Annotated in this window: 21 protein-coding genes; all 21 read right to left on the reverse strand. The window is 58.6% G+C overall.

Annotated elements, in window-relative coordinates:
• Positions 1-134: 134 nt before the first annotated feature.
• A complete protein-coding gene (gene glmS, locus ABRP30_RS27775; RefSeq protein ID WP_349975562.1) occupies positions 135-1,970 on the reverse strand; it encodes a glutamine--fructose-6-phosphate transaminase (isomerizing) in 1,836 nt (611 codons plus the stop codon).
• A gap of 2 nt (positions 1,971-1,972) precedes the next feature.
• Complete coding sequence (locus ABRP30_RS27780; RefSeq protein WP_349975563.1) at positions 1,973-2,749, reverse strand: DeoR family transcriptional regulator; 777 nt, start codon at positions 2,747-2,749, stop codon at positions 1,973-1,975.
• Between the two features lie 232 nt (positions 2,750-2,981).
• On the reverse strand, positions 2,982-4,349 hold the full coding sequence (gene glmU / locus ABRP30_RS27785; RefSeq protein WP_349975564.1) for a bifunctional UDP-N-acetylglucosamine diphosphorylase/glucosamine-1-phosphate N-acetyltransferase GlmU: 1,368 nt from the start codon (positions 4,347-4,349) through the stop codon (positions 2,982-2,984).
• A gap of 121 nt (positions 4,350-4,470) precedes the next feature.
• Complete coding sequence (locus ABRP30_RS27790) at positions 4,471-4,890, reverse strand: F0F1 ATP synthase subunit epsilon (protein ID WP_012316945.1); 420 nt, start codon at positions 4,888-4,890, stop codon at positions 4,471-4,473.
• Positions 4,891-4,934: 44 nt separating this feature from the next.
• Positions 4,935-6,311: a F0F1 ATP synthase subunit beta gene (gene atpD / locus ABRP30_RS27795; protein WP_012316946.1), complete on the reverse strand. Its 1,377-nt coding sequence runs from the start codon at positions 6,309-6,311 to the stop codon at positions 4,935-4,937.
• A 27-nt stretch (positions 6,312-6,338) separates the two neighbouring features.
• A complete protein-coding gene (atpG, locus tag ABRP30_RS27800) occupies positions 6,339-7,199 on the reverse strand; it encodes a F0F1 ATP synthase subunit gamma (RefSeq protein WP_012316947.1) in 861 nt (286 codons plus the stop codon).
• A 48-nt stretch (positions 7,200-7,247) separates the two neighbouring features.
• Positions 7,248-8,792: a F0F1 ATP synthase subunit alpha gene (gene atpA / locus ABRP30_RS27805; RefSeq protein ID WP_012316948.1), complete on the reverse strand. Its 1,545-nt coding sequence runs from the start codon at positions 8,790-8,792 to the stop codon at positions 7,248-7,250.
• 21 nt (positions 8,793-8,813) lie between these two features.
• The gene (locus tag ABRP30_RS27810) at positions 8,814-9,350 is read right to left on the reverse strand and encodes a F0F1 ATP synthase subunit delta (RefSeq protein WP_039605254.1); all 537 of its coding nucleotides are present in this window, start codon (positions 9,348-9,350) and stop codon (positions 8,814-8,816) included.
• Positions 9,351-9,362: 12 nt separating this feature from the next.
• On the reverse strand, positions 9,363-9,833 hold the full coding sequence (locus tag ABRP30_RS27815; protein ID WP_003260032.1) for a F0F1 ATP synthase subunit B: 471 nt from the start codon (positions 9,831-9,833) through the stop codon (positions 9,363-9,365).
• Between the two features lie 56 nt (positions 9,834-9,889).
• Positions 9,890-10,147 carry a F0F1 ATP synthase subunit C gene (gene atpE, locus ABRP30_RS27820; protein WP_003097235.1) on the reverse strand — a complete coding sequence of 86 codons (258 nt, stop codon included), beginning with the start codon at positions 10,145-10,147 and terminating at the stop codon, positions 9,890-9,892.
• Between the two features lie 143 nt (positions 10,148-10,290).
• Positions 10,291-11,160, reverse strand: a complete 870-nt coding sequence (gene atpB / locus ABRP30_RS27825) for a F0F1 ATP synthase subunit A (RefSeq protein ID WP_241806857.1) — start codon at positions 11,158-11,160, stop codon at positions 10,291-10,293.
• Between the two features lie 16 nt (positions 11,161-11,176).
• Positions 11,177-11,584, reverse strand: coding sequence for a F0F1 ATP synthase subunit I (locus tag ABRP30_RS27830; RefSeq protein WP_241806858.1), 408 nt, complete (start codon positions 11,582-11,584; stop codon positions 11,177-11,179).
• 148 nt (positions 11,585-11,732) lie between these two features.
• Positions 11,733-12,605, reverse strand: a complete 873-nt coding sequence (locus tag ABRP30_RS27835) for a ParB/RepB/Spo0J family partition protein (protein ID WP_267819818.1) — start codon at positions 12,603-12,605, stop codon at positions 11,733-11,735.
• Positions 12,606-12,614: 9 nt separating this feature from the next.
• A complete protein-coding gene (locus ABRP30_RS27840) occupies positions 12,615-13,406 on the reverse strand; it encodes a ParA family protein (RefSeq protein WP_012316952.1) in 792 nt (263 codons plus the stop codon).
• An 18-nt stretch (positions 13,407-13,424) separates the two neighbouring features.
• Positions 13,425-14,075 (reverse strand): 16S rRNA (guanine(527)-N(7))-methyltransferase RsmG, encoded by a 651-nt coding sequence (gene rsmG, locus ABRP30_RS27845; RefSeq protein ID WP_267819820.1) that lies wholly within the window; start codon positions 14,073-14,075, stop codon positions 13,425-13,427.
• Complete coding sequence (gene mnmG, locus ABRP30_RS27850; protein WP_241806861.1) at positions 14,072-15,964, reverse strand: tRNA uridine-5-carboxymethylaminomethyl(34) synthesis enzyme MnmG; 1,893 nt, start codon at positions 15,962-15,964, stop codon at positions 14,072-14,074. The genes rsmG and mnmG overlap by 4 nt, the downstream gene beginning before the upstream one ends.
• 515 nt (positions 15,965-16,479) lie before the next feature.
• A complete protein-coding gene (gene mnmE, locus ABRP30_RS27855; protein WP_267819823.1) occupies positions 16,480-17,850 on the reverse strand; it encodes a tRNA uridine-5-carboxymethylaminomethyl(34) synthesis GTPase MnmE in 1,371 nt (456 codons plus the stop codon).
• 86 nt (positions 17,851-17,936) lie between these two features.
• Complete coding sequence (gene yidC, locus ABRP30_RS27860) at positions 17,937-19,619, reverse strand: membrane protein insertase YidC (RefSeq protein WP_241806863.1); 1,683 nt, start codon at positions 19,617-19,619, stop codon at positions 17,937-17,939.
• Positions 19,620-19,621: 2 nt separating this feature from the next.
• Positions 19,622-19,867 (reverse strand): membrane protein insertion efficiency factor YidD, encoded by a 246-nt coding sequence (gene yidD, locus ABRP30_RS27865; protein ID WP_241806864.1) that lies wholly within the window; start codon positions 19,865-19,867, stop codon positions 19,622-19,624.
• Complete coding sequence (gene rnpA, locus ABRP30_RS27870; protein WP_080516507.1) at positions 19,860-20,264, reverse strand: ribonuclease P protein component; 405 nt, start codon at positions 20,262-20,264, stop codon at positions 19,860-19,862. Before rnpA ends, yidD begins: the two co-directional genes overlap by 8 nt.
• A 13-nt stretch (positions 20,265-20,277) precedes the next feature.
• Positions 20,278-20,412: a 50S ribosomal protein L34 gene (gene rpmH / locus ABRP30_RS27875; protein WP_003253163.1), complete on the reverse strand. Its 135-nt coding sequence runs from the start codon at positions 20,410-20,412 to the stop codon at positions 20,278-20,280.
• Positions 20,413-20,994: the final 582 nt, after the last annotated feature.

A 20,994-nucleotide genomic window follows, 5' to 3' on the forward strand; every position in this document is an offset into this window, starting at 1 on the left:
TCTCCAAGGCCTGGCTCCGGCCTGATGTGCGGTCGGGGCCAGCCTTGTGACAACCTTTATTACGTTGTGACAACCTTTATTGTTTTGTGACAACCTTTATTAATCAAAAACAAAATTGTCGACCGCCGTCGCCCTCATTCCACCGTCACCGACTTAGCCAGGTTACGTGGTTGGTCGACATCCGTGCCCTTGAGCACCGCCACGTAATACGACAGCAACTGCAGCGGGATGGTGTACAGGATCGGTGCCAGTGCGTCAGCGATGTGCGGCACCTTGATCACATGAGTACCTTCGCCGTTGCTCATACCAGCGTGCTCATCGGCGAACACCACCAGCTCACCACCCCGGGCGCGGACTTCCTGCAGGTTCGACTTGAGCTTTTCCAGCAGCTCGTTGTTCGGCGCCACAGTCACCACCGGCATGTCGTTATCCACAAGCGCCAGCGGGCCATGCTTGAGCTCACCTGCCGGGTACGCTTCGGCGTGGATGTAGGAAATCTCTTTGAGCTTGAGCGCACCCTCCATCGCAACCGGGTACTGCGCACCTCGGCCCAGGAACAGCGTGTGGTGCTTGTCGGCGAACAGCTCGGCGATCTTTTCGACGGTGTGGTCCATGGCCAGGGCTTCGCCCAGGCGTGCCGGCAGGCGACGCAGCTCTTCGACCAGCTCCGCTTCCACACCAGCCTCGAGGGTGCCGCGCACCTGGCCCAGGGCCAGGGTCAGCAGCATCAGCGATACCAGCTGGGTCGTGAACGCCTTGGTCGATGCCACGCCGATTTCCGGGCCGGCCAGTGTCAGCAGGGTAAGGTCCGATTCGCGTACCAGCGAGCTGATACCCACGTTGCAGATGGCCAGGCTGCCGAGGAAGCCCAGTTCCTTGGCATTGCGCAGGGCCGCGAGGGTGTCGGCAGTTTCGCCAGATTGGGAAATCGAAACGAACAGGGTGTCCGGCTGGACCACCACCTTGCGGTAGCGGAACTCACTGGCGACTTCGACCTGGCAAGGGATACCGGCCAGGCTTTCCAGCCAATAACGGGCAACCATACCGGCGTGGTAGCTGGTACCACAGGCTACGATCTGCACGTTGCGCACCTTGGCGAACAGCTCCGCGGCCTGTGGGCCAAAGGCCTGGACCAGCACATGGTCCTTGCCCAGGCGGCCTTCCAGCGTGCGCTGGACCACGCTTGGCTGCTCATGAATCTCCTTGAGCATGAAGTGGCGGTATGCGCCCTTGTCGGCGGCTTCGGCGCCTTCGTGATACTGCACGGTTTCGCGTTGTACCGCGTTGCCGGCCTGGTCCCAGACCTTCACCTGGTCACGGCGGATCTCGGCGATGTCGCCCTCTTCCAGGTACATGAAGCGGTCAGTGACCTGGCGCAGCGCCAATTGGTCGGAAGCCAGGAAATTCTCACCATGGCCGAGGCCAATTACCAAGGGGCTGCCACTGCGCGCAGCAACCAGGCGATCAGGTTGTTTCACGCTGATCAGTGCCAGGCCATAGGCCCCATGCAGGCGCTTGACCGCAGACTTCAGTGCGTCCGCCAGGTCCGGGATGGCCTTGAGGGTGTGGTGGATCAGGTGGACGATGACCTCGGTATCGGTTTGCGAATTGAACACATAACCCAGGCCTTTGAGCTCCTCGCGCAGCTCTTCATGGTTCTCGATGATACCGTTGTGTACCACCGCCACTTCTTCACCCGAGAAATGCGGGTGGGCATTGCCTTCGGTCGGTGCCCCGTGGGTGGCCCAACGGGTGTGTGCAATGCCCAACTGGCCGATCAACGGGTCGGCAGTGTTGGCAGCTTCCAGTTCAGCCACTTTGCCGATGCGGCGTCGGCGCTGCAGTTCACCCTGCTGGGTATAAACGGCAAGGCCAGCGCTATCGTACCCGCGGTACTCAAGCCGCTTCAGGCCTTCGATGAGAATGGCGGTGATGTTGCGTTCGGCGACGGCGCCAACGATTCCACACATGATTATTTCTCCTGGCTGATCGCGGCGCAGATCAGGTTGACGCCGCGGGCTTGAATCTGTTCGCGTGCCACAGCTGGCAGGCGTTCGTCTGTAATGAGGGTGCTGACATTGCCCCAGGGCAGTTCAAGATTAGGGATCTTGCGCCCGACCTTGTCCGATTCGACCATCACGATCACCTCGCGGGCCACCTCGGCCATGACTCGGCTCAGGCCCAGCAGCTCATTGAACGTCGTGGTACCGCGGTTGAGGTCGATGCCATCGGCGCCGATGAACAACTGGTCGAAATCGTATGAGCGCAGGACCTGCTCGGCGACCTGGCCCTGGAAAGACTCGGAGTGCGGGTCCCAGGTGCCGCCGGTCATCAGCAGCACCGGTTCATGCTCAAGCTCGCTGATGGCGCGGGCCACGTTCAACGAGTTGGTCATCACCACCAGGCCTGGCTGGCGACCGAGCTCCGGGATCATCGCGGCGGTGGTACTGCCACTGTCGATGATGATCCGAGCGTGTTCACGAATACGACCGACAGCAGCGCGGGCGATGGCTTTCTTATAAGCCGACACCGGCTGCGCAGTTTCACCAAGCATTTCCTGGGGAACCGGTACCGCGCCGCCGTAGCGACGCAGCAACAAGCCATTGGCCTCAAGGGCAGCGAGGTCCTTGCGAATAGTGACTTCCGAGGTTTCAAAGCGCTTGGCCAATGCGTCCACACTAACCTCGCCTTGCTCACTGAGCATGGCCAGGATGTTGTGACGGCGCTGGGGGGTGTTTCGTTTCGACATGGGCGCTTAAGTTTCGATTCGAAAGATAATGATTGCAATCAAAACCTATCGAAGAGCATTCGTCAAGGCTGCCAATCCGAAAAAATACTGGCTTGTGGATAAATGATTGTGGCCTTGGTTTTCGAGCGCCGACCACCGCGCCCCAGCATGCCCCTCTGATATCATTTATGCAGGCAAAAAAAAGCCGACTTATCCACATAAGTCGGCTTTCGATCGAAACAGCTGTGGATAATCAGCTCTTCTTGATCTTCTCCGGCCGCTTCCAGCCATCGATGTTGCGTTGACGCGCACGTCCCACGGCAAGTTGGTCAGCCTCGACAGTCTGGGTAATCGTCGAACCCGCCGCGGTCGTGGCCCCCGCCTTGATATCCACAGGCGCAACCAACGAGTTGTTCGAGCCGATGAATACATCCTCGCCCATCACGGTCTTGAACTTGTTGGCGCCATCGTAGTTGCAGGTGATGGTGCCGGCTCCGATGTTGGTACGTGCACCGATCTCGGCATCACCCAGATAGCTCAAATGACCCGCCTTGGCGCCTTCACCCAGGTGGGCATTCTTCAGCTCGACAAAGTTACCCACATGGGCCTTGGCATCCAGCACGCTGCCTGGGCGCAGACGCGCGAACGGGCCAGCATCGCTACCCTCGCCCATCACAGCGCCTTCGATATGGCTGTTGGCCTTGACCACCACGCCTTTGCGCAGGGTGCTGTCCTTGATCACGCAGTTAGGGCCAATCTGAACATCGTCCTCGATCACGACCTTGCCTTCGAGGATGACGTTGATGTCGATCAGCACATCGCGGCCAACGGTCACTTCACCACGCACGTCGAAGCGAGCCGGGTCACGCAGGGTCACACCCTGGGCCATCAGTCGACGGCCTTCGCGCAATTGATAGTGACGCTCGAGTTCGGACAGCTGGCGCCGGTCGTTGGCACCTTGCACTTCCATGGGGTCGTGCGGTTGCTCGGTAGCCACCACGAGACCATCAGCGACCGCCATGGCGATGACGTCGGTCAGGTAGTATTCGCCTTGGGCGTTGTTGTTCGACAACCGTCCCATCCAGTCGGCAAGACGAGCGGCTGGCAGGGCCAGAATACCGGTATTGCCTTCTTTGATCGCCTTCTGCGCATCGCTGGCGTCCTTGTGCTCGACGATCGCAGTCACCTTGCCTTGGGCATCACGCACAATGCGCCCGTAACCGGTCGGGTCTTGCAGGTTAACGGTGAGCAAGCCCAGCTGCTGGTCTGTGGCCTTGGCCAGCAGGCGTTGCAGGGTTTCCACTTCAATCAGCGGTACGTCCCCATACAGCACCAGTACCGTGTCGGCTGTGATCGCCGGCAGGGCTTGGGCAACGGCATGCCCGGTACCCAGTTGCTTGTCCTGCATCACGAAATTCAGATCGTCGGCTGCCAGGCGCTCACGCACCTGCTCCGCACCATGGCCAATCACTACGTGAATGCCTTGAGGCTCAAGCTGCCGTGCGCTGTGGATAACATGACCGAGCATGGAGTTGCCGGCCACCGGATGCAGCACCTTGGGCAGCGCCGAGCGCATGCGGGTACCTTGGCCGGCGGCGAGAATAACGATATCGAGTGACATTGACTGGCTACCAATCCTGGGCGGTCAGAAAAATGACCGAGAGGGGAATTCGGAAAAAGAAAAAGGGTAGCCGAGGCTACCCTTTTACTCAATCGCAACAGCAGTGATCAGCCGGGGCCGATTACTTGCCTTTGCGCATTTGCTGGACGGTACGCAGCTGAGCTGCGGCCTCGGCCAGACGTGCGGCGGCGGCGCCGTAATCGAAGTCCGCGCCTTTCAGACTCAGGGCATTCTCGGCAGCCTTGAGGGCTTCCTGTGCCTGAGCTTCATCCAGGTCTGTAGCACGTTGCACGGTATCGGCAAGCACCTTGACCATGTTCGGCTGAACCTCGAGGAAACCACCAGAGATGTAATACACCTCTTGGGCGCCACCCTGCTTGGTCAGCGTGATCGGACCTGGCTTCAGATTGGTGATCAGCGGCGCGTGGCCTGGAGCGATACCAAGATCACCCAGGTTACCGTGCGCAACCACCATCTCGACCAGACCGGAGAAAATCTCTCCTTCCGCGCTGACGATATCGCAATGGACTGTCATAGCCATCTGCTTGCCTCAACCTGATTAGCGCCCCTCTCGGGGCGCCGGGATTACAGTTTCTTGGCTTTCTCGACGGCTTCTTCGATGCTGCCGACCATGTAGAACGCTTGTTCTGGCAGGTGGTCGTAGTCACCTTTGAGGATGCCGCTGAAGCCAGCAATGGTGTCTTTCAGGGAAACGTATTTACCTGGGGAACCAGTGAAGACTTCTGCCACGAAGAACGGCTGGGACAGGAAGCGCTGAATCTTACGAGCGCGGGATACCAGCTGCTTGTCGGATTCGGACAGTTCGTCCATACCCAGGATCGCAATGATGTCCTTCAGCTCTTTGTAACGCTGCAGCACGTACTGAACACCGCGAGCGGTTTCGTAGTGCTCGTTGCCGATGACGTTCGGGTCCAGCTGGCGCGAAGTCGAGTCCAGTGGGTCGACCGCTGGGTAGATACCCAGGGAGGCGATGTCACGGGACAGAACGACGGTGGCGTCCAAGTGGGCGAAGGTGGTCGCTGGCGACGGGTCGGTCAAGTCGTCCGCAGGTACGTATACGGCCTGGATCGAGGTGATCGAACCTTCCTTGGTGGAGGTGATGCGCTCTTGCAGAACGCCCATCTCTTCAGCCAGGGTCGGCTGGTAACCTACTGCCGAAGGCATACGGCCCAGCAGTGCGGATACTTCGGTACCGGCCAGGGTGTAACGATAGATGTTGTCGACGAACAGCAGAACGTCGTTACCTTCGTCACGGAACTTCTCAGCCATGGTCAGGCCGGTCAGCGCTACGCGCAGACGGTTTCCTGGTGGCTCGTTCATCTGACCGTAGACCAAGGCTACTTTGTCGAGAACGTTGGAGTCCTTCATCTCGTGGTAGAAGTCGTTACCCTCACGAGTACGCTCACCCACACCAGCGAACACGGAATAACCGCTGTGCTCGATGGCGATGTTACGGATCAGTTCCATCATGTTTACGGTCTTGCCGACGCCGGCACCACCGAACAGACCAACCTTACCACCCTTGGCGAACGGGCAAACCAGGTCGATAACCTTGATGCCGGTTTCCAGCAGGTCGTTGCCGCCTGCCTGGTCAGCGAAGGAAGGTGCGTCGCGGTGAATGCCCCAACGCTCTTCTTCGCCGATCGGGCCAGCTTCGTCGATCGGGTTGCCGAGCACGTCCATGATACGGCCCAGGGTCGCTTTACCGACCGGGACGGAAATGGCCGCGCCGCTGTCGATGACGTTCAGACCGCGCTTCAAGCCTTCGGTCGAGCCCATCGCAATAGTACGAACCACGCCGTCGCCCAGCTGCTGCTGAACTTCCAGAGTGGTTTCCGCGCCTTCCACTTTCAGCGCGTTGTAAACACTCGGTACGCCGTCACGTGGGAATTCCACGTCGATGACGGCGCCGATGATTTGCACGATACGTCCGCTACTCATAGCTGGATCCTCTGAATATTTGAACCGTTAAACCGCGGCAGCGCCGCCGACGATTTCCGAGATCTCCTGGGTGATCGCAGCCTGACGCGCCTTGTTGTAGATCAGCTGGAGTTCGCTGATCAGGTCACCGGCGTTGTCTGTGGCGTTCTTCATGGCGATCATCCGGGCTGCTTGTTCAGCAGCGTTGTTCTCGACCACCGCCTGGTACACCTGCGACTCCACGTAACGCACCATCAAGCCGTCCAGCAGCTCTTTGGCGTCGGGTTCGTACAGGTAATCCCAGTGGTGCTTGAGTTCCTGATCCGGGGTTGCCACCAACGGTACCAACTGCTCGACCGTCGGAGTTTGGGTCATGGTATTGACGAACTTGTTCGACACCACGGAGAGGCGATCGATACGGCCGTCCAGGTAGGCGTCCAGCATCACTTTGACGGAGCCGATCAGATCATTGATCGATGGCTCTTCGCCCAGGTGGCTGATCGCTGCTACGACGTTGCCGCCAAAGATGCGGAAGAAAGTCGCACCTTTGCTACCGATCACGCACAGGTCGATTTCCACGCCCTGTTCGCGGTTGACGTTCATGTCCTTGACCAAGGCCTTGAACAGGTTGGTGTTCAAGCCACCGCACAGACCACGGTCACTGCTCACCACGATATAACCGGCACGCTTTACAGGGCGCTCGATCATGAAGGGGTGGCGGTACTCCGGGTTGGCGTTGGCCAGATGACCGATCACCTGGCGGATACGCTCCGCATAAGGACGGCTAGCAGCCATGCGCATTTGAGCCTTGCGCATTTTGCTGACCGCCACTTTTTCCATGGCGCTGGTAATCTTTTGCGTGCTTTTGATGCTCGCAATCTTACTGCGAATCTCTTTTGCGCCTGCCATGTATCACCTATCAGGTTAGCAAGCGGGGGCCAAAGCCCCCGCCGCGGCTTACCAGGTTTGGGTGGCCTTGAACTTCTCGATACCGGCTTTGATACCAGCGTCGATTTCGTCGTTGAAGTCACCCTTCACATTGATCTTGGCCATCAGTTCGGCGTGATCACGGTTGAAGTAGGCAATCAGCGCTTGTTCGAAGCTACCGATCTTGGCGATTTCAACGTCGGTCAGGAACCCACGCTCAGCGGCATACAGCGACAGCGCCATGTCCGCGATGGACATCGGAGCGTATTGCTTCTGCTTCATCAGCTCGGTAACACGTTGACCGTGCTCGAGCTGCTTACGGGTGGCTTCGTCCAGGTCAGAAGCGAACTGGGCGAATGCCGCCAGTTCACGGTACTGAGCCAGAGCGGTACGGATACCACCGGAGAGCTTCTTGATGATCTTGGTCTGAGCGGCACCACCTACGCGGGATACCGAAACACCGGCGTTCACTGCAGGGCGGATGCCCGAGTTGAACATGGCCGATTCCAGGAAGATCTGACCGTCGGTGATGGAAATCACGTTGGTCGGAACGAACGCGGAAACGTCGCCAGCCTGGGTTTCGATGATCGGCAGCGCGGTCAGGGAACCGGTTTTGCCAGTTACAGCACCGTTGGTGAACTTCTCGACGTACTCTTCCGAAACGCGCGATGCACGCTCCAGCAGACGGGAGTGGAGATAGAACACGTCGCCTGGGTACGCTTCACGTCCTGGTGGACGGCGCAGCAGCAGGGAGATCTGACGGTAGGCAACAGCCTGCTTGGACAGGTCATCGTAAACGATCAGTGCGTCTTCGCCGCGGTCACGGAAGAACTCGCCCATGGTGCAACCGGCGTATGGCGCCAGGAATTGCAGTGCGGCGGATTCCGAAGCACTGGCAACCACCACGATGGTGTTGGCCAGGGCGCCGTTTTCTTCCAGCTTGCGAACGATGTTGGCAACGGTGGAACGCTTCTGGCCGACAGCAACATAAACGCAGAAAATACCGGAGTCTTTCTGGTTGATGATGGCATCGATGGCCATGGCGGTCTTACCGATCTGACGGTCACCGATGATCAGCTCACGCTGGCCACGGCCGACCGGGATCATGGCGTCGACGGACTTGTAGCCAGTCTGTACAGGCTGGTCTACCGACTTACGCCAGATCACGCCTGGAGCCACTTTCTCGACCGCGTCGGTCTCGGTGTTGCCCAGAGGACCTTTGCCGTCGATCGGGTTGCCCAGTGCGTCGACGACGCGACCCAGCAGTTCCTTACCAACCGGAACTTCCAGGATGCGGCCGGTGCACTTGGCGCTCATGCCTTCGGCGAGGGTGTCATAGGCACCCAGGACCACTGCACCTACGGAGTCTTGCTCCAGGTTCAGGGCCATACCGTAGACGCCGCCAGGGAACTCGATCATTTCGCCGTACATGACGTCGGCCAGACCGTGGATCCGCACGATACCGTCGGAAACCGAAACGACGGTACCTTCGTTACGGGCTTGGGAGCTCACATCGAGGTTGTCGATGCGGCCCTTGATGATTTCACTAATTTCGGAAGGATTGAGTTGCTGCATTGCTCTGCTGCCCCTTCAAACTCAAGATTTCAAGGCTTCGGCCAGTTTCGCGATTTTGCCGCGAACAGAGCCATCGATTACCAGGTCACCAGCGCGGATGACGACGCCACCAATCAGGCTGGCATCCTCCGACGCGTGCAGGCGCACTTCCTGGCCTAACCGTGCACTGAGAACCTTGGCGAGTTTGTCTTGCTGTTCTTGGTTCAACGCAAAAGCACTGGTGACTTCCACGTCCACGGATTTCTCTTGCTCGGCCTTGTACAGGTCGAACAGAGCTGCAATCTCCGGCAGAAGCAGGAGACGGTCGTTTTCCGCGGCAACACGAATGAAATTCTGTGCCTGTGCATTGAACTTGTCACCGCACACGTCAATGAACGTGGCGGCCTTTTCTGCGCTCGTCAGTCGCGGGGCCTTGAGCAGGCGCTGCATGGTGTCGTCTTGCGACACCGCAGCAGCCAGGCCGAGCATGGCTGACCAATTGGCCAGTTGCTGATGGGCCTGGGCATGCTCGAAGGCAGCCTTAGCGTAAGGTCGGGCCAACGTGGTCAGTTCTGCCATGATCGCCCTCGCTTAAATTTCAGCGGCCAGTTTGTTAACCAGCTCCGCATGCGCGTTTTGATCGATTGTGGCGCCAAGGATCTTTTCAGCACCGCCAACGGCCAGGGCACCCACTTGGGCACGCAGGGCGTCTTTGGCACTGTTCAGTTCCTGCTCGATCTCGGCCAGAGCCTGAGCCTTCACACGGTCAGCTTCGACGCGGGCCTGGTCACGGGCTTCCTCGACAAGCTGAGCAGCGCGTTTCTTGCTTTGCTCAATGATTTCGGCTGCCTGTGCTTTAGCTTCACGCAGTTGCTGACCCGCTTTCTCTTGGGCCAGCTCCAGGTCGCGAGCTGCGCGGTTGGCAGCGTCCAAGCCGTCGGCAATCTTCTTTTGACGCTCTTGCAGAGCAGTGATGACCGGAGGCCATACATACTTCATGCAGAAGAGTACAAAAATCAGGAAAGCAACGGATTGGCCAATCAGGGTTGCATTAATGTTCACGCCAACACCTCGCTCGGTCTTAATTCATACAGCCATCAACTCGTGAATACGAGTGATTAGCCGGCGATCTGACCAACGAACGGATTCGCGAAGGTGAAGAACAGAGCGATACCAACACCGATCATGGTTACGGCGTCGAGCAGACCGGCAACGATGAACATTTTGACCTGCAGCATCGGAACCATCTCAGGCTGACGAGCAGCACCTTCCAGGAATTTGCCGCCCAGCAGGCCGAAACCAATGGCGGTACCCAGAGCACCCAGGCCGATCAGCAGAGCAACAGCGATAGCGGTCAGACCAACTACAGTTTCCATCTTTCCTCCCGACTTTTACGTCGTATTGGTTAGGTTTTTAGTTTGAAGCGGTAAAACAAATCGTTTGGAACAGCTGCCCTTGCGGACTTTTAAAGCCCTCCCCCCAAACGAGCGGGGAAGGCTATCAGACACGCCAGGCGGTCTTAATGGTTATCTTCGTGAGCCATCGACAGATAGACGATGGTGAGCATCATGAAGATGAAAGCTTGCAGGGTGATGATCAGGATGTGGAACACAGCCCACGCCCACTGCAGCACCACACCCAGGCCGCTCAGCCACAGCAGGCCGGAGCCGAACATCACGGCGATCAGGATGAACACCAGCTCACCGGCGTACATGTTGCCGAACAGTCGCAGCGCCAGCGAGATCGGCTTGGCGATCAGGGTGACGAATTCGAGCAGGAAGTTGACCGGAATCAGCAGGATCTGCACGAAGATGTTCTTGCTGCCGAACGGGTGCAGGGTCAGCTCACCGATGAAGCCGCCCAGGCCCTTGACCTTGATGCTGTAGAAGATGATCAGGGCGAACACGCAGAAGGCCATGGCCAGCGTCGCGTTCGGGTCGGTGGTCGACACGGCGCGGAACGGAATGTGCGGATCACCGGAGATCATGATGGCCAGCTGAGGAATCCAGTCGACCGGTACCAGGTCGACGGCGTTCATCAGGAATACCCAGACGAAGATGGTCAGTGCCAGCGGCGCAATCACCGGGCTACGGCCGTGGAAGGAGTCCTTCACGCTGCCGTTGACGAAATCGACCATCACTTCGACGAAGTTCTGCAGGCCGCCAGGCTGGCCGGAGGTCGCCTTCTTCGCCGCCATGCGGAAGATGAACAGGAAGATCAGACCCAGCGCGACGGACCAACCCAGGGTGTCCAGGTGGAACGCCCAGAAGCCCATTGCCTTGGCTTCTGCAGCCGAATGGGCGAAGCCCCAGCTGCCGTCTGGTAGTTGACCGTAGGTCAGGTTCTGCAAGTGGTGCTGGATATAGCCCGAAGCGGTTTCTGCTGCCATGGTTGCCTCAAACGCCCTAAGGTCTCGAAAGTCTTTTATTCATCAGCAGGGGCGCAAACCAGCTGACCAAAAGGGTCAACACGAAGACGCCGAAGACTGCTAACGGCGCCAGTGGCTTCACTCCTGCGAAGGTCAGTGCGAATAGCACTGCCGTCAAAATCATCTTGCCGGCCTCGCCTGCGTAAAACGACTTGACGATGGCCTGCGCCGCCCGGGCTCCGCTAAAGCGAAAAGCCTTCCAGGCGAAATACATATTGGGTAGCCAGGCAATCAAACCTCCGCAGAGACCTGAATATCCACTGACTGCCCCTTTCCACTGCCACAACACCAATGTTGCCAGCAGAAGCACTACACATTGAGCCAGCAGTACCGGAAAAACCGCCCAGCGATGGAAAGGCAGGCGGTTTGGCGTGCGTATTTCCATCACAACTGCTCCTCGAAGTCGACCAACAAGTCAGTAACGACTTGGCATAAATTGTGCCGACAAAATGCGCGCAGAGTATAGGGGTGGATTAACCCCTATTCAACTCTTGGGTAGTGATTTCCGACTGCGCGCTACAACTGGAATTGTTTCAGCGGATGTGAGCAAGGACGCCCTGCAACTCGTCAAGCGAGTTATAGCGAATAACCAACTGGCCTTTTCCCTTGTTTCCGTGACGAATCTGCACCGGGGAGCCCAGGCGCTCTGCAAGCCGCTGTTCAAGGCGCTCGATATCCGGATCAGGTTTGCTCGGCTCTAACGGGTCAGGTTTGCCGTTGAGCCACTGGCGCACCAGTGCCTCAGTTTGGCGCACAGTGAGCCCGCGTGCGACAACATGACGCGCCCCCTCTTCCTGGCGATCTTGCTCAAGACCGAGCAGCGCACGTGCGTGCCCCATCTCCAGATCACCATGGGCAAGCATGGTCTTGATCGCTTCAGGCAGCGAGATCAGGCGCAGCAGGTTGGCCACGGTCACCCGCGACTTGCCGACGGCATCGGCCACCTGCTGCTGGGTCAGCTCGAACTCCTGTTGCAGGCGTTGCAGGGCCAGGGCCTCTTCCAACGGGTTGAGGTCCTCTCGCTGGATGTTCTCGATGAGGGCCATGGCGATGGCAGCTTCATCAGGCACTTCGCGCACCATCGCCGGGATGGTGTCCAGGCCGACCTGCTGCGTGGCACGCCAGCGGCGCTCACCCGCGATGATCTCGTAGCGGTTGCCCTCGATCGGGCGCACCACGATGGGCTGCATCACGCCGTGCGTGCGAATCGAGTGCGCCAGTTCTTCCAGCGCCTGCGGATCCATGTCACGACGCGGCTGGTATTTACCGCGCTGGATCAACTCGACCGGCAGGTGTTGCAGTTCTTTCTGGTCGATCTTGACAGCCTGCTCTTCGAGCGCGCTGACGGAAGGACCACTGAGCAGTGCATCCAACCCACGTCCGAGACCTCGTTTCTTAACGGCCATGCGGATTCCTTAAGTTGTTTGTGCAGTGCGTGATTGACGGCGTTGACGGCGAACCAGTTCACCGGCCAGGGCCAGATAGGCCAGTGCGCCACGCGATTGCTTGTCGTAGGCCAGCGCCGGCATGCCAAAACTCGGTGCCTCGGCCAAGCGGATGTTGCGCGGAATGACGGTATCGTAGAGCTGCTCGCCGAAGTGCTCCTTGAGCTGCGCCGATACATCGTTGTTCAGGCTCAGACGCGGGTCGTACATGGTACGCAGCAACCCTTCGATCTTCAGCTCGGGGTTCAGACGGGCAGCGATACGCTTGATGTTATCCACAAGATCGCTGAGGCCTTCCAGTGCGTAATACTCACACTGCATGGGGATGATCACGCCATCGGAGGCGACCAAGGCATTGAGCGTCAGCATCGACAGCGACGGGGGGCAATCGATGAGGATGAAGTCGTAATTCTCGCGGATCGGCGCCAAGGCATTGCGCAGGCGGCTCTCCTTGACCTGCATTTCCAGCAGCACCACTTCCGCGGCAGTCAGGTCGCGGTTGGCCGGCAGCAATTGGAAGCCACCATGCTCGGAGTAGTGCATGGCCTGGGCAAGGTCGCATTCCCCGATCAGCAGGTCGTAGACCGAGTGTTCGAGTTCGTGTTTGTCCACACCGCTGCCCATGGTGGCGTTGCCCTGCGGATCGAGGTCGATCAGCAGCACACGACGCTTGGTCGCAGCCAGCGATGCGGCGAGATTGATACAGGTGGTGGTTTTACCCACTCCACCTTTCTGGTTCGCGATTGCGAATACCTTAGCCATTGTTGCGTGTGTTCCCAGTCATGCCTTGCGGCGCAGTATCAGCAGATGGCGCTGGCCCTGGCAACCTGGAACGGTCAGGGCCTGCTCGCTTTCCACTGTGAAGTCTGCGGGCAATGCTACCAGTTCATCGGCAGGATGCAGCCCCTTCATTGCAAGCCATTGCGTCCCGGTGTCGCCCAAGTGGCGGGTCCAGTTGGTGAAGTTCTCCATGCTGCTGAAGGCGCGAGAGATGATACCGCTGAACGGCTGTGCTGGCTGGAAGGCCTCGACCCGGCTGTGGATAACCGTCAGGTTGTCCAGTTTCAGCTCCATCTTCACCTGGGTGAGGAAGCGGGTTTTCTTGCCATTGGCGTCCAGCACCGTTACGCGTTTGTGCGGATGCAGGATAGCCAATGGAATCCCTGGCATGCCACCGCCGCTGCCGACATCAAGCCAGGTATCGCGACCGCTGTGGATAAAACCCATGACGCTGAGGCTGTCCAGCAGATGCCGCGAAACCATCTCGTCCGGGTCGCGCACGGCGGTCAGGTTGTAGGCCTTGTTCCATTTGATCAACAGGGCCAGGTAGCCAAGCAGCCGTTCGTGCTGCTCGGCGCTCAGCTCGACACCAAGCTGGCGTGCACCTGTGGACAACTCTTCAGCGTGTTGCGGGGTGACCAGGGAACTCAAGCGCTTTGCTCCAATTCGCGGCCAGCGCCGCGTTTTTTCAGATGAATCAACAACAGGGAAATGGCCGCTGGTGTCACGCCAGGGATGCGCGAAGCCTGGCCGAGCGTCTGCGGGCGGGTCTGGCCGAGCTTGCCCTGGATTTCCTTGGACAGGCCGGAAATCGAGGTGTAGTCGATATCCACAGGCAGGCGGGTGTCCTCGCTGGCGCGCAGGCGAGCGATCTCATCCTGTTGGCGATCGATGTAACCGGCGTATTTGGTCTTGATTTCGACCTGTTCGGCAACCTGTGGATCGATTTGTTCGCCGCCGGTCGCTTCGATCAGCCCAGCGTAATCCACCTCTGGTCGCGCAAGCAGGTTGAGCAGGCTGTATTCGTGGCTCAGCGGAGTACCGAACTTATCCACAACGGCCTGGCCCTGTGGGGTATTCGGACGGACCCAGGTCGTTTTCAAGCGTTGTTCCTCACGCTCGATGCCATCACGCTTGGCACAGAACGCAGCCCAGCGCTCGTCGTCGATCAAGCCAAGCTCACGGCCTTTCTCGGTCAGGCGCAGGTCGGCGTTGTCTTCTCGCAGGATCAGGCGGTATTCGGCCCGCGAGGTGAACATGCGGTACGGCTCTTGGGTACCCAGGGTAATCAGGTCGTCGACCAGCACCCCGATGTAGGCCTCGTCACGGCGCGGGCACCAGCTTTCGCGGCCCTGCGCGCGCAGCGCGGCATTGGTACCGGCCAACAGGCCCTGGGCGCCGGCTTCTTCGTAACCAGTGGTGCCGTTGATCTGGCCAGCGAAGAACAGGCCGCCGATCACCTTGGTTTCGAGGCTGTACTTGAGATCACGCGGGTCGAAGTAGTCGTACTCGATGGCGTAGCCTGGGCGCACGATGTGCGCGTTTTCCATGCCGCGAATCGAGCGTACCAGCTCCAGCTGCACGTCGAACGGCAGAGAAGTGGAGATACCGTTGGGGTACAGCTCGTGGGTGTTCAGCCCTTCCGGCTCGATGAACACCTGATGGCTTTCCTTGTCGGCAAAGCGATGGATCTTGTCCTCGATCGACGGGCAGTAACGTGGGCCGACACCTTCGATGACACCCGAGTACATCGGCGAACGGTCGAGGTTCGAAGCGATGATTTCGTGGGTCCGCGCATTGGTATGGGTAATCCAGCAGCTGACCTGACGTGGGTGCATCGCGGCATTGCCCATGAACGACATGACCGGGATTGGTGTGTCACCCGGCTGCTCGGTCATCACCGAAAAGTCCACCGAACGACCATCGATGCGCGGAGGCGTGCCGGTTTTCAGTCGACCGACGCGCAGCGGTAGTTCACGCATGCGGTGGGCCAAGGCGATCGAAGGTGGATCACCAGCGCGGCCGCCGGAATGATTCTGCAGGCCGATGTGGATAAGGCCACCCAGGAAAGTACCGGTAGTGAGCACCACGGAATCGGCGAAGAACCGCACGCCCATTTGCGTAACCACGCCTTTGACTTGGTCTTGCTCGACGATCAGGTCGTCACAGGACTGCTGGAATATCCACAGATTCGGCTGGTTTTCCAGGATTTCGCGAACCACAGCCTTGTAGATGGCGCGGTCGGCCTGTGCACGCGTGGCGCGAACAGCCGGGCCCTTGCGGTTGTTCAACACGCGGAACTGAATGCCGCTCTTGTCAGTGGCCAGTGCCATGGCACCGCCGAGCGCATCGATCTCTTTGACCAGATGGCTTTTGCCAATGCCACCGATGGCTGGGTTGCAGCTCATGTGACCGAGGGTTTCCACGTTATGGGTCAGCAGCAGGGTTTTTACACCCATGCGTGCAGACGCAAGCGCAGCCTCGGTACCGGCATGGCCGCCGCCGATGACGATCACTTCAAAACGGGAAGGGAAATCCACCACGCACCTCGTGCCTGTTTTTGCGAATAGAGAAGGTAAGCGGACAAGTATAGGGACTTCACCCCCCCTAAAGAAACCTTTTGCGCAAATTTTGACCAGGCTGTGGATGAATGGCGGATAACAGAAACTAGAGAGAAGAAATTTAAAAAAGCTTTGTTTTTATGTTTATTCTTATGCACGCACCTATCTGTGGATAACGTTATGCAGGCCCATAGATTCGCTGTGTAGAGCAAAATTGAACCCTGTGGCTGAAGTACCATGAGGGCTATGGATAAGCCGATTTAGCCTGTGGATGAAATGCCTATTTACCCACAGGGCAGATTGTCCTCAGAAAAAAAGCAGGGTTATCAACGGAGCTGAAGGCGACTTTTCCACAGGGCTCATGCCTGTGTTTTTCAGGCTGTTGATTGAAAATCTGCATTTCCCATCCATGTCCCTAAGGCCCGCTGATCAAATCTCGGGCAAAAAAAAGCCGCTCCAAGGAGAGCGGCCTCATGAAAGGTGTGGTTGAAAAGCTACTTACCGATGCAGAAACTCGAGAAGATCCGCCCCAGCAGGTCATCCGAACTGAACGCACCCGTGATCTCACCCAGCGCATGCTGTGCCTGGCGCAGGTCCTCAGCCAATAACTCACCGGCCCCGGCCAAGGTCAACTGCGCACGACCGTGCTCCAGATGAGCACTGGCCTGGCGCAGGGCATCGAGGTGGCGCCGGCGTGCGCTGAAGCCACTCTCTGCAGTCTGTTCATAACCCATGCAGGCTTTCAGGTGGTCCCGTAGCAGCTGCAGGCCGTGATCGGAACCTTTGGCGCTCAGGGTGATGGTTACATGACCGTCATCGCACTGCTCCAGCGCTACAGGTTCGCCACTGAGATCGGCTTTGTTACGAATCAGCGTGACCTTGCCCGGATCAGGCCGTTGATCAAGAAACTCCGGCCACAAGGCGAACGGATCACTGGCCTCAGGGGCGGTGGAGTCGACCACCAGCAACACCCTATCGGCCTCCCCGATGGCCTTGAGCGCGCGCTCGACGCCAATCTTTTCCACATGGTCGTCGGTAGTGCGCAAACCGGCCGTATCGACGACGTGCAGCGGCATGCCATCGATGTGGATATGTTCACGCAGGATATCCCGCGTGGTCCCCGCGATGTCGGTGACGATTGCCGCTTCACGGCCGGCCAGTTGATTCAACAGGCTCGATTTACCTGCATTGGGTCTGCCGGCGATCACCACCGTCATGCCGTCACGAAGCAGCGCACCCTGCCCCGCCTCACGCTGTACTGTGGACAACTCGCCACGCACTGCGTCGAGCATCGACAGGACGTGGCCATCGGCAAGGAAGTCGATCTCTTCCTCTGGGAAGTCGATCGCGGCCTCGACATAGATCCGCAGCGCGATCAGTGCTTCAGTCAAGCTATGCACACGTTTGGAGAATTCGCCTTGCAGCGATCGCAGGGCGTTGCGTGCTGCCTGGCTGGAACTGGCTTCGATCAGGTCGGCAATCGCTTCGGCCTGTGCCAGGTCGAGCTTGTCGTTGAGGAACGCCCGCTCACTGAACTCACCCGGCCGGGCCAAGCGGCAACCCACCTGCACACAGCGTTGCAAGAGCATGTCCAGTACCACCGGGCCACCATGCCCCTGCAACTCGAGTACGTCCTCACCGGTGAACGAGTTAGGGCCGGGGAAGAACAGCGCAATGCCTTCATCCAGTACCAGCCCTTCCTGGTCGCGGAATGGCCCGTAGTGGGCATGGCGCGGCGTCAGTGTGCGGCCGGTGATGAGCTGGCCAGCCTTGGCCGCCAGTGGCCCGGACAGCCTGACGATGCCCACCCCTCCGCGTCCTTGTGCGGTTGCGATGGCAGCGATGGTTTCACGCACAGTGTTCATGCTCGAAAGCCTCTACGACAAAAACGACAGATAGCAAAAACGCCCCCGAGGGGGCGTTTTTATTCACAGGCTAGCGCAGTAGCCCGTCAAGCAGCAGCTTTTTTGGTGGCTGCTTCAATACGGCGGGTGATGTACCACTGCTGCGAAATCGACAGGCAGTTGTTCACAACCCAGTACAGCACCAGGCCGGCTGGGAACCACAGGAAGAAGAAGGTGAAGATGATCGGCATCATTTTCATCACCTTGGCCTGCATTGGATCCGGCGGCGTCGGGTTCAGGCGCTGCTGGATGAACATGGTCGCGCCCATGATGATCGGCAGGATGAAGAACGGGTCCTTGATCGACAGGTCAGTGATCCACAGCATCCATGGCGCCTGGCGCATCTCGACGCTTTCCAGCAACACCCAGTACAGGGCCAGGAACACCGGCATCTGTACCAGGATCGGCAAGCATCCGCCCAGCGGGTTGATCTTCTCTTTCTTGTACAGCTCCATCATCGCCTGGGACATCTTCTGGCGATCGTCACCGAAGCGTTCCTTCAGTGCGGCAAGCTTCGGCGCCACGGCACGCATGCGCGCCATCGAACGGTAGCTGGCGGCCGACAGTGGGAAGAACAAGCCTTTGATGAGCATGGTCAGCACAATGATCGACCAGCCCCAGTTACCCAGCAGGCTGTGGATATGTTGCAGCAACCAGAAGATCGGCTGGGCGATGAACCACAGGAAGCCGTAATCGACAGTCAGTTCCAGGCCTGGGGACAGTTCCTTGAGCTTGGACTGGATCTTCGGGCCGGCGTACAGCATGGCGCTGGTTTCGACCTTGCCGCCAGCAGGTACGCTGATGGCCGGGCCGGTATAACCGATGATGTAGTTGCCCTGGCTGTCTTTGCGGGTCTGGACGACGTTGTTGTCCGACTTGGCAGGGATCCAGGCAGTCACGAAGTAGTGCTGCAGCCAGGCAACCCAGCCACCAGACACATTTTCTTTCAAACTACCTTTGTCGATGTCCTTCATCGACACTTTCTTGTACGGCTCGCCAGCTGTCCACAGGGCAGCACCCAGGTAGGTGGCGGTACCGGTGGCGGTGCTCGAGGACGGATCACCACTGGCGTCACGCTTGAGCTGGGCAAACATGTTGCCGCTCCAGGCCTGGCCGCTCTGGTTGTCGATCAGGTAGCTGACGGTCAGGTCGTACTCACCGCGTTTGAAGCTGAAGCGCTTGATGTAGTTCACACCGTTGTCGCTGAACTTCAGGTCGACTACCAATTGTTGCTGGCCATCAGCCAGTTGGTAGGCCTTCTGCTCGGCGGCGTACAGTGGACGGCCGGTGCTGCGGGCATCCGGACCATTGGTACCGGTCAGGCCGCTTTGGGCCAGGTACAGGCGCTCGCCGCCGTTGTCGAACAGCTGGAACGGAATGTCCGGATGGTCCTGGCGGCGTGGGTACTTCGGCAGGTTCAGCTGGACGATGTCACCGCCGACTGGATCGATAGCCAGTTCCAGGACATCGGTCTTGACCCGGATCAGATCCTTGCTGAGTGCAACGGGTGCCAGTTCGGCAGCGTTCGACTCGGCGTTGGCGCTCGGTACATCGGCGCTGGCGCCGTTGTTAGCGGCCGGTACGCCATCGGGCAGGCCCGGAGCAACGGTGCTGGCAGCAGTATTCTGAGTCGGCAAGGCAGCCTGGCCGTAGTCATCGTTCCACTTCAGGACCATGACGTAGGACACGATTGCCAGGGCGGCGATCAGGATCGTGCGTTTAATATCCATGATTACTCGGCTATCGAAGAAGTTCGGGAGGAAGGAGCGGGGGGAACGGGATCGAAACCGCCGTCGTTCCACGGATGACAACGCCCCAGGCGACGAACGGTCAGCCACCCGCCACGCAAGACGCCATGGGTTTCAATGGCTTCTAACGCATAACAGGAGCAACTGGGGTAAAAACGACAGTGGCTGGCCATCAGAGGACTGATGGCATAACGGTAAAACTGGATCGGAACGAGTACCAGTTTACGCATCTTGACTGTCTACCCCTGCGGAATCGGCGTTAGCCGCTGGAGTGGGCCGGCTGCGCGCCAGGCGTTTCCAGAGCTTGCCAAAGTGTTGGTGCAATTCCGGGTTTTCTATCTCACCCAATCCCTTGCGCGCTACGATCACTATGTCCAGGCCAGCGAGCATTTGCTGGTGCAGACGGAAGGAATCGCGCATCAAGCGCTTGAGGCGATTGCGTTGAACGGCAAGCTTGACGCTCTTCTTGCCGATCACCAAGCCAAGGCGTGGATGATCGAGACCGTTCTCGCGAGCAAGGATCAGCAGGTTTTTCCCTGGAACCTTGCCGGTTGGGGAGTCGAAGACCGCTTTGAAATGCCGGGGTGTAAGCAGTCGCTTTTCCCGACTGAAGTCCTGACTCACCACCTTTGCCGAAAGATCAAATGGCCAGACGCTTACGGCCTTTGGCACGACGACGCGACAGAACAGCACGGCCGTTCTTGGTAGCCATACGGGCACGGAAGCCGTGGGTGCGAGCGCGCTTGATGGTGCTTGGTTGGAAAGTACGTTTCATGGCGTGTTACCTGGTTTGTCGACAACGGGCCGGAATGGCCCCCTTTTTAAGAGATCGGCGATTCTAGAGAAAGCAAGCCAATAGGTCAATTTCCAACCAGCCTTTCCTTATGGAAGGTGCTTTGAGCGATCGGGTGGGCGGTGCCGGGTCGGTAAGCCAAACGGATGTCAAAAGTAAAAAAAAGAAGAGACATATAAAAAGCTTTTCTGAATAACTTATAGATCTTAGGTGGATAAAGATCTGTGGATAACCTTCTGGAGGCCCATGATCACGCGTCATCCAGCGTCCTGAAACGTTGTCCACAACCCGTGCTGTGCTTGTGCCACGCCTGAGTACAGCCTGTGGATGAAAAGTCATGTTATGCACAGGTGACTTATCAACAGATTTCAGGCCAGGGTTGTGCATAGCCCTCAGGGTTGGTTATCCACAGAGCTTATTCACGGTCCGCGCGTGGCTTTTTGGTCGCTAAATGGCTGTTTTGCCATGGATCATAATGTTTCCACATGTGGATAACTGATCGCTTGACCGGTACAATGGCCGTTTGTTTTAGCCTCATCCGGCTTTCAAACTCAGGGGATATCC

Origin of the sequence: Pseudomonas sp. WHRI 8519 (assembly GCF_040224055.2) — a bacterium.
In the GTDB taxonomy this organism is placed as follows: domain Bacteria; phylum Pseudomonadota; class Gammaproteobacteria; order Pseudomonadales; family Pseudomonadaceae; genus Aquipseudomonas; species Aquipseudomonas putida_X.

Coding starts and splice junctions, on each gene's coding strand:
- glmS (WP_349975562.1), bottom strand. CDS start 1,970: ATGTGTGGAATCGTTGGCGCCGTCGCCGAACGCAACATCACCGCCATT.
- ABRP30_RS27780 (WP_349975563.1), bottom strand. CDS start 2,749: ATGTCGAAACGAAACACCCCCCAGCGCCGTCACAACATCCTGGCCATG.
- glmU (WP_349975564.1), bottom strand. CDS start 4,349: ATGTCACTCGATATCGTTATTCTCGCCGCCGGCCAAGGTACCCGCATG.
- ABRP30_RS27790 (WP_012316945.1), bottom strand. CDS start 4,890: ATGGCTATGACAGTCCATTGCGATATCGTCAGCGCGGAAGGAGAGATT.
- atpD (WP_012316946.1), bottom strand. CDS start 6,311: ATGAGTAGCGGACGTATCGTGCAAATCATCGGCGCCGTCATCGACGTG.
- atpG (WP_012316947.1), bottom strand. CDS start 7,199: ATGGCAGGCGCAAAAGAGATTCGCAGTAAGATTGCGAGCATCAAAAGC.
- atpA (WP_012316948.1), bottom strand. CDS start 8,792: ATGCAGCAACTCAATCCTTCCGAAATTAGTGAAATCATCAAGGGCCGC.
- ABRP30_RS27810 (WP_039605254.1), bottom strand. CDS start 9,350: ATGGCAGAACTGACCACGTTGGCCCGACCTTACGCTAAGGCTGCCTTC.
- atpE (WP_003097235.1), bottom strand. CDS start 10,147: ATGGAAACTGTAGTTGGTCTGACCGCTATCGCTGTTGCTCTGCTGATC.
- atpB (WP_241806857.1), bottom strand. CDS start 11,160: ATGGCAGCAGAAACCGCTTCGGGCTATATCCAGCACCACTTGCAGAAC.
- ABRP30_RS27830 (WP_241806858.1), bottom strand. CDS start 11,584: ATGGAAATACGCACGCCAAACCGCCTGCCTTTCCATCGCTGGGCGGTT.
- ABRP30_RS27835 (WP_267819818.1), bottom strand. CDS start 12,605: ATGGCCGTTAAGAAACGAGGTCTCGGACGTGGGTTGGATGCACTGCTC.
- ABRP30_RS27840 (WP_012316952.1), bottom strand. CDS start 13,406: ATGGCTAAGGTATTCGCAATCGCGAACCAGAAAGGTGGAGTGGGTAAA.
- mnmE (WP_267819823.1), bottom strand. CDS start 17,850: ATGAACACTGTGCGTGAAACCATCGCTGCCATCGCAACCGCACAAGGA.
- yidC (WP_241806863.1), bottom strand. CDS start 19,619: ATGGATATTAAACGCACGATCCTGATCGCCGCCCTGGCAATCGTGTCC.
- yidD (WP_241806864.1), bottom strand. CDS start 19,867: ATGCGTAAACTGGTACTCGTTCCGATCCAGTTTTACCGTTATGCCATC.
- rpmH (WP_003253163.1), bottom strand. CDS start 20,412: ATGAAACGTACTTTCCAACCAAGCACCATCAAGCGCGCTCGCACCCAC.